We start from the raw sequence: 6,288 nt of genomic DNA, 5'->3' as shown, positions 1-6,288 counted from the left end.
TTCCCAGTGGGTGCAATGTTAACAACAGATAAGTTTGCTCCGCATTTTTCAGTGGGTACACATGGTACGACTTATGGCGGTAACCCGTTAGCAAGTGCGGTTGCAGGTGCAGTATTTGAGTTTATTAATACGCCTGAAGTGCTTGAAGGTGTGAAAGAACGTCATGATTACTATAAAAACGCTTTAAATCAATTAAATGAAAAATATGAAATCTTTGAAACGATTCGTGGTGAAGGGTTACTGATTGGTTGTGCCTTAAAAGATAAGTTCGCAGGTAAAGCAAAAGATATTAATAACCTTGCAGGTGAAGAAGGTTTACTGAGTCTTATTGCAGGTCCAAATGTTCTACGTTTTACACCGTCTTTGATTATTCCATTTGCCGATATTGATGAAGGTCTAAAACGGTTCGAACGTGCGCTTGTTCGCTTTGTGGAAATTCAAAAGGATGAACAAGCAGCATGATGATTATTCGCTACATCGAACCTAAAGATGTTAATGACCTTTACCTGTTGGCGCAAAAAGCGGGTTTTGGTTTGACATCTTTGCAGCCAAATATGGAAAAACTTGCTGCTCGTATTGAGCGGGCGTGTAAAACGGTCGCAGGTGAACTCCCAAAGGCAGATCAGGTTTATTTATTTGTTTTAGAAGATACTGAACTCAACAAAGTCGTTGGTGTTTGCGGTATTGAAGTCGCACTTGGTTTAAAAGAGCCTTGGTACAACTTTCATGTAGGAACTCAAGTTCATGCTTCAGAACCTTTAAGTGTTTATAACGCTTTACCTACTTTGTATTTGAGTAATGACCATACTAACTGTAGTGAGCTTTGTACTTTATTTTTAGATCCTGACTATCGCTTAAATAAAAATGGCAAATTTTTATCTAAAGTTCGCTTCTTGTTTCTTTCAGCATTCCGTCAATATTTTGAAGAAACGATTGTTGCTGAAATGCGTGGATACTCCGATGCAAATGGACAATCACCATTTTGGAATGCGGTAGGTCATAAGTTTTTTAATATTGAATTTACCAAAGCTGATTATTTGAGTGGAGTCGGGCAAAAGGCTTTTATTGCTGAGCTAATGCCAAGACATCCACTCTATGTCGATATGTTACCTGATGATGCGAAAGCCGCGATTGGCATTGTTCACCCAAATACTCGACCAGCCTACAATCTCTTGCTTGAAGAGGGACTACGCTATAAAGGCTATGTCGATATTTTTGATGGTGGTGCGACCCTGCAAGCAGATATCGAAAATTTACGGGCAATTAAAGAAAGTCAGTCTGTAGCAGTACAAATTGAACAACCTGAAAATATCGCTGTAGGGGATGAAGCTTACATTGTGGCTAATGATGACTATGAAAATTATCGCTCGATTCTTGTGTATAGCAAACCTCATCAAAACATATTGCAGTTAACGAAAGAACAAGCAAAACAATTGAATGTTGAAAATGGCTCTTTAGTTCGGGTACTAAGTGTTCAAGTTAAACAAGTTTCGAGTCCAGAAGTGGTCAATAAACTTAAAGTGACTGAACATTTTCGAATGGCTGTTAATTAAGCAGAAATTACTATACATTTCACCAAATTTAAGAAGGAATACTATATTATCGCTAGTGCAAGATGGGTATATGGATAAATACAATCTTGCTCGCTGAGCTGGGATTAATTAGCCTGTTTTTCTATATATAGAGTAAGTAAATAAAATATTTAATTAATCTATATATTTTAAATATTTATTGAAATTATATTTAGGAAAGCGAGCTAATATAATAATGAAGGAAAGGATTGGTGATTAATTTTTATTGTTATAGGTAATAGCTTTTAAAAAGGAATTTATAAGGTTTTAAGTGGTTTAATAATATTTTTAACATGATTTAATGGACTAAATTAATAATCATATAATTTATTTATTATTAAAGCATTTACGACGGTTGCTATAAATTGGAGTAAATATTACATGAGTAAGAATAACGGAAAGCAGTTCCTGGAAGGAGATCTTCTTGGTAGTCAACATATGACTGAACAAGAAGAAGAGAAATTGCAGCGCTCATTAACCAATCGTCATATTCAGATGATCGCAATTGGTGGTGCAATTGGTACTGGGTTATTTATGGGTTCCGGGAAAACATTAAGTGTTTCGGGTACTTCAATTGTTTTAACCTATTTAATTATTGGTTTCTTCTTTTTCTTCGTAATGCGGGCAATGGGTGAATTGTTGCTTGCGAATACCAATTTTAAAACCTTCGCCGATTTTGCAACGGCTTATCTTGGTCCGTGGGCGGGTTTTTTCCTTGGTTGGTCGTACTGGTGTAACTGGATTATTACTGCTATTGCCGATGTGATTGTGATCGGAGGGTACATGCAGTTTTGGTATCCCGATTTACCCGTTTGGATTCCTGCATTTACTTCATTGGCCGTCTTAACCATACTCAACTTTGTGGCCGTTCGATTATTCGGTGAACTAGAGTTTTGGTTCTCACTCATCAAAATTACTGCAATTATTCTGTTTATTCTGGCTGGTATTTATTTAATTAGTACCGGATTTACTTCTCCAAATGGGGTCAAGGCCTCAATGAGCCATTTGTTCGAAACACAGTCTATGTTTCCTTATGGTGTAACAGGTTTCTTAGCGGGTTTTCAAATTGCTATATTTGCGTTTGTGGGTATTGAGCTGGTTGGTACAACTGCTGCTGAAACCAAAGACCCGCACACCTCACTTCCAAAAGCAATTAACTCCATTCCTTTACGTATTTTATTGTTTTATGTGGGCGCATTGGTTTGTATTATTGCAGTTACATCTTGGGCTAAGGTTTCACCAGAAAAAAGCCCGTTTGTGGAAATGTTTACATTGGTAGGGTTACCAATTGCGGCAGGTTTAATCAACTTTGTTGTTGCGACTTCGGCGCTATCTTCTGCAAATAGTGGAATATTTGCGACCAGCCGTATGTTATATGGCTTAGCTTTAGATAACGATGCACCAAAAAGTTTTAGTAAATTATCGAAAAGAAAGGTTCCAATTAGAGGCCTCGTATTTTCAATGGCTTGTGTGACCCTTGGGACATCAATTCTATTTATTGTTCCAAATGTTATGACGGCATTTACGATTATTTCAGCACTTACTTCAATTTTATGTATTTTTACATTCATGCTGATTGTGCTTTCGTATATTTATTATCGTAAGAAAAGCCCAGAATTGCATATCCAGTCAAAATATAAAATGCCAGGTGGCTTATTTATGGCATGGATGACGATGCTATTTTTAGTTTTCACTATCGTTATTTTAGCTTTAGATCATGATACGCTGATTGCTTTAGAGTTTTCACCAGTATGGTTTATTGGTTTGTTTATTGCCTATAAATATAAAAAGAAAAAGATGTTGCAGCTTGATATTTTAAAAGCTCAAAAGGTTGATTATATTTAAGTCGAGTGTAGTTGCTTTTATATTAAAGCTAGGTAAGTGCCTAGCTTTTTTATTTTGAAAAGTAGGAACTGATTGAAAGATAAAACTTAAATAAGAAGGTTAACTTAAAGAGATAGGTGATATATAAATAAAATTTGAAAAGAGATATGATAAAAAAATTATAAAAGTGGTTATATATACTACTTATAGAATTACTAATCACCTAAAAAATAGTTGAGAAAGAATAATGTTTGAAATAACTCCATATGTGGGAACTGGTTTAATTAACTTTAGCATGAAAAGAGAAGAAGTAAGAAAGATTCTTTCTGAATATGAGCCTAGAGCATTTTGGCGAAATTCTTATTCAGAGGCTGCTACTGATGGCTATGATGAAATTGGTATTAATGTATATTATGACAGTACTGATAAAACTATAGCATTAGAATTTTATAAACCCGCTCAAGTTATTTTTAATGGTACAGAGGTATCTAAGCTCCCTGCATTTGAGGCTTATAAGCTAATGGCTTCATTAGATAAGGATATTGCTATTAATGAGGATGGATTAACTTCTTTTAAATTCGGGGTAGGTTTTTATGTACCATTTTATGAAGACGACTATATGTTACCAGTTGAATCAATCATTCTATTCACAGAAGGGTATAGTAATTGATTTAACAAAGTTGAATGAAAAAAACTAGGTAAGATACAATCAAAATTAGTATGTAATATAGTGAAAAATATATCAGATAATGCTATATAAAGATTACTTATTGAAGAAATAAGTGCTTAATAAATAATCGAGATAGAATAATGTTTGAGATAACCCCATACGTGGGAGCCGGTTTAATTAAGTTTGGCATAAGAAGAGAAGAAGTAAGAAAACTGATGTCTGAGTATGAGCCTAGAGTTTCTTGGGAAACCTCTTATTCAGAACCTACTATTGATCGTTATGATAAAGCTGGTGTCAATGTACATTATGATAGTACTGATAAAGTTATAGCATTGGAGCTTTACGAACCTGCTCATGTTGTTTTTAATGGGATAGAGCTATCTAAGCTCCCTGCATATGAGGCTTATAAGCTAATGGCTTCATTAGATAAAGATATTGCTATTGATGGGGATGGTCTAACTTCATTTAAATTTGGGATAGGTTTTTATGAGCCGAATTATGAAGAAGAACCATTTTTACCAGTTGAAGCAATTATAATATTCATAGAAGGATATTATGATTAGAACTATAATGAGAAAAATAGATATTTTAAAATTTATATCATTCAAACAAAAGATTCTTAAATAAAAGGAAGTATAGTGGATAAGCAAAAAATTGTAATAGACTATTTAGATAAAAATAATGAACTATCAAAAGAGTTAATATGGGGAGAGATGTACGAGACTGATCAGTACTTTGTTAGAAGTATTCCTTTCTTTGCACCTAATCTTGCATTTGATGATCTTATTCAGGTTGAAATAGAAAATGAAAAGCTCTATTTTGATGATTTAATAAAACCATCTAATAATTCAACATTAAGAATTGTATTTTTTAATAACGATATTAAATGTATTGAAAAAATATTAACTACTTTGGAGTCTTATTTATGTAGTTGGGAAGGCTTTGAAGGTAGATACTATTATGCAATTAATATACCCAAAAAGGTTGATTATGCTCTAATTAAAAAATATTTAGATGATAAGAAGTTTTTTTTTGATTATGAGGAATCATGCTTGTCAGATAAGCACTCAAGTGATTTATGCTTGTTTTAAAATATTAGTAAATAAAAGAGAGGGGGAATTAGTCATGAGTGATGTTGATAATTTAAATGGAAAATTTGTTGGATATGATCATGTGCATTCTATAAATATGTATTTTGATGACTTTGTTGGAGCCTATAATTTAGATATGGTTTTAGCCAAAGATTTATCAGATATATATAGTGAAAAAATAAAAATTAGATTCTTTAATATTACTAATCTTTATCTGAATGATGTTGGTAATAGGTTTACTCAGTTTTGTAGAATGTATATTGAGAAAAATTTAGATGGATGGGATGGTGTTAAATACAACTTAAATCAATTAGAAGATGATAGAATTCTCTTTAAATTTTTTAACTTTGAATTGTTGGAAGAGTAATTTTTATAAAATAATAAACTTTGTATTTGGGAATTTATTTAGTCTATATAAATTAATTTATTGAGAAAATAATGAATGATTTTGTTAAAGAATTATCTGCCTGCCGTGTTGAGGGAACACAACTTCCTTTTTATCCTGAAAAAGTACAAGGTTATACAGAGCAAGAAGTAGAGCTAATTGCTAAAAATCTTAATCTTGATATACATGGACAATTTAGAGATTTTTTACTTCAAATAGGAAAATATTCAGGGGGCTTATTATTGAGTGATGAGTTCTACATGTATGATTATAGATGTGAAAAAGATTTTTTTATCAACTATCAAAAAAATATTCAAGAAGATGATTATATGTTTGATAATCAGGGAAAATTAGATTCTGTAGGCAAAAAAATATTTTTTCTATCCTGTGAATATGAAACCTATCTGTATTATTTATTTACTTCTGAGCAGGATAATTATGTATGGTTCCTTGATAGTGCTGAATCTGCAATTTGGGAAAAAACTAATATGACCTTATTAGATTATCTAAAAAATTATGTTTTTGAAAAAACTAAAAGAAATCGATTTATAGATTTTGATTTAACAGAAGAACAAATTAATAGATCTATTACAGGTCGTTTACTCTAGATAGTTTTAAATATGAATAAAATTTAATGGTTAGTAGCAGTCACTATTTTTTAATAGTGACTGCTACTTTAATTATGCTCTATTTTATTGATTACTTTAATAGGAACAGTATAGCGATTACTCATACTAGGTCTTGGTT

At 32.3% G+C, this 6,288-nt stretch carries 8 protein-coding genes; all 8 read left to right on the top strand.

What is annotated here, in order from left to right:
- Positions 1-462 (top strand): aminotransferase class III-fold pyridoxal phosphate-dependent enzyme (locus AC1PJP_RS19550; RefSeq protein WP_479768231.1); only part of this gene is annotated, 462 nt, incomplete at its 5' end.
- The gene (astA, locus tag AC1PJP_RS19545) at positions 459-1,553 is read left to right on the top strand and encodes an arginine N-succinyltransferase (protein ID WP_479768229.1); all 1,095 of its coding nucleotides are present in this window, start codon (positions 459-461) and stop codon (positions 1,551-1,553) included. The genes AC1PJP_RS19550 and astA, both read left to right, overlap by 4 nt.
- A 399-nt stretch (positions 1,554-1,952) precedes the next feature.
- A complete protein-coding gene (locus tag AC1PJP_RS19540) occupies positions 1,953-3,416 on the top strand; it encodes an amino acid permease (RefSeq protein ID WP_004793843.1) in 1,464 nt (487 codons plus the stop codon).
- Positions 3,417-3,642: 226 nt separating this feature from the next.
- The gene (locus AC1PJP_RS19535) at positions 3,643-4,065 is read left to right on the top strand and encodes a hypothetical protein (RefSeq protein ID WP_479768227.1); all 423 of its coding nucleotides are present in this window, start codon (positions 3,643-3,645) and stop codon (positions 4,063-4,065) included.
- Between the two features lie 215 nt (positions 4,066-4,280).
- A complete protein-coding gene (locus AC1PJP_RS19530; protein ID WP_479768267.1) occupies positions 4,281-4,628 on the top strand; it encodes a hypothetical protein in 348 nt (115 codons plus the stop codon).
- A gap of 75 nt (positions 4,629-4,703) precedes the next feature.
- Entirely contained in the window at positions 4,704-5,156 is a 453-nt protein-coding gene (locus AC1PJP_RS19525; protein ID WP_479768225.1) for a DUF4265 domain-containing protein, read from the top strand.
- A gap of 34 nt (positions 5,157-5,190) precedes the next feature.
- Positions 5,191-5,523 (top strand): hypothetical protein, encoded by a 333-nt coding sequence (locus AC1PJP_RS19520; RefSeq protein WP_479768223.1) that lies wholly within the window; start codon positions 5,191-5,193, stop codon positions 5,521-5,523.
- Positions 5,524-5,594: 71 nt separating this feature from the next.
- Positions 5,595-6,149, top strand: a complete 555-nt coding sequence (locus AC1PJP_RS19515) for an SMI1/KNR4 family protein (RefSeq protein WP_479768222.1) — start codon at positions 5,595-5,597, stop codon at positions 6,147-6,149.
- Positions 6,150-6,288: the final 139 nt, after the last annotated feature.

It is taken from the genome of Acinetobacter sp. V116_7 (genome assembly GCF_056735735.1).
This window is presented reverse-complemented; position numbering and strand designations above follow the sequence as displayed.